The organism is Glutamicibacter sp. BW80 (assembly GCF_002332385.1).
Classification (GTDB): domain Bacteria; phylum Actinomycetota; class Actinomycetes; order Actinomycetales; family Micrococcaceae; genus Glutamicibacter.
Genome location: NZ_NRGV01000055.1, coordinates 1 through 1,663, shown reverse-complemented (window position 1 = coordinate 1,663; position 1,663 = coordinate 1). Strand labels below are relative to the sequence as shown.

Annotated in this window: 2 protein-coding genes; both read left to right on the top strand. The window is 67.9% G+C overall.

The features are described from left to right. Window positions 1-984, top strand: a 984-nt coding sequence (locus CIK76_RS15005) for an aldehyde dehydrogenase family protein (RefSeq protein ID WP_141393577.1), incomplete at its 5' end; no start/stop codon positions are given. Between the two features lie 23 nt (window positions 985-1,007). Next, a partial coding sequence (locus CIK76_RS15000; RefSeq protein ID WP_141393576.1) for a GMC family oxidoreductase N-terminal domain-containing protein occupies window positions 1,008-1,663 on the top strand: 656 nt, incomplete at its 3' end.

Here is a 1,663-nt window from a genome sequence, read left to right as displayed (position 1 = left end):
GGCTGCTCCTTCGTGCTCAAACCGGCCGAGCTGAGCCCGTCCACCGCGATCCTGATGATGGAGGTGCTCGATGAGCTGGGCCTGCCGGCCGGGGTGGCGAACCTGGTCACCGGCACCGGCGCGCAGGTCGGCGCGGTCCTCTCCGAGCACCGCGACGTGGATCTGGTCTCCTTCACCGGCGGCCTGGCCACCGGGCGCAAGGTCGCGGCCGCGGCGGCCGGAACGGTGAAGAAGGTCGCCCTGGAACTGGGCGGGAAGAACCCGAACGTGATCTTCGCCGACGCGGACTTCGACGCCGCGGTGGATAACGCCCTGAATGGCGCGTTCGTGCATTCGGGGCAGGTCTGCTCGGCCGGGGCGCGGATCATCGTGGAGGAATCCATCGCGGAGCGGTTCGTCGAGGAGCTGGTGCGCCGCGCGGAGCAGATCACCCTCGGCGGCCCGTTTGATGAGCACGCCGAAACCGGGGCGCTGATCTCCGCGGAGCACCTGGGAAAGGTCGAGGCGTATGTGCAGTCCGGGCTCGCCGAAGGCGCCCGGCTGCGCTGCGGTGGCCGGGCAGCCACCGATGCGGACGGCCCCGGGCTGGGGGCCGGGCATTTCTACCTGCCCACCGTCTTTGACCAGGTGGCCCGCGGCATGTCCGTTGTGGTCGAGGAGGCCTTCGGCCCGGTGGTCACCGTGGAAACCTTCAGCACCGAAGATGAGGCGGTGGCTACCGCCAACGACACCGACTACGGGCTGGCCGGGGCGGTGTGGAGCCAGGACGCGTCCAAAACCCAGCGGATCGCGGCACGCCTGCGCCACGGGACGATCTGGATCAACGACTTCCACCCCTACCTGCCGCAGGCCGAATGGGGCGGCTTCGGCCAGTCCGGCATCGGCCGCGAGCTGGGCCCGACCGGGCTGGGCGAATACCAGGAAGCCAAGCACATCTACCAGAACCTGGCCCCGGCGGTCACCGGCTGGTTCACCGAGAAATAAGCAAGAAAGGGCGCAACGTGAACATGGAGAACACAGACTTCGACTACATCGTCATCGGCGGCGGCTCGGCCGGCGCCGCGGTGGCCGCACGGCTGAGTGAAGACCCGGCCGTGCGTGTCGCGCTGGTGGAGGCCGGCCCCGATGACCGGGGCATCGAGGAGGTCTTGCAGCTGAACCGCTGGATGGAACTGCTCGAATCAGGCCTCGACTGGGACTACCCGATCGAGGCGCAGGAGAACGGGAACTCCTTCATGCGCCATTCCCGGGCCAAGGTGATGGGCGGGTGCTCGAGTCATAATTCCTGCATCGCGTTCTGGGCGCCGCGCGAGGACCTGGATGAATGGGAATCGAAGTTCGGGGCCACCGGCTGGAATGCGGCGATGGCCTACCGGCTGTATCAGCAGCTGGAGAGCAATGAGGACGCCGGGCCGGCGGCCCCGCACCATGGGGATTCGGGTCCGGTGCACCTGATGAATGTGCCGGGCACCGATCCGTGCGGGGTGGCGCTGCTGGAGGCCTGCGCGCAGGCCGGGATTCCGCGGGCGAAGTTCAACAACGATGAGACGGTGCTCAACGGGGCGAACTTCTTCCAGATCAACCGGCGTGCCGATGGCACCCGGTCCTCCTCCTCGGTCTCCTATATCCACCCGATTATGGGCCGGGAGAACTTCACGCTGCT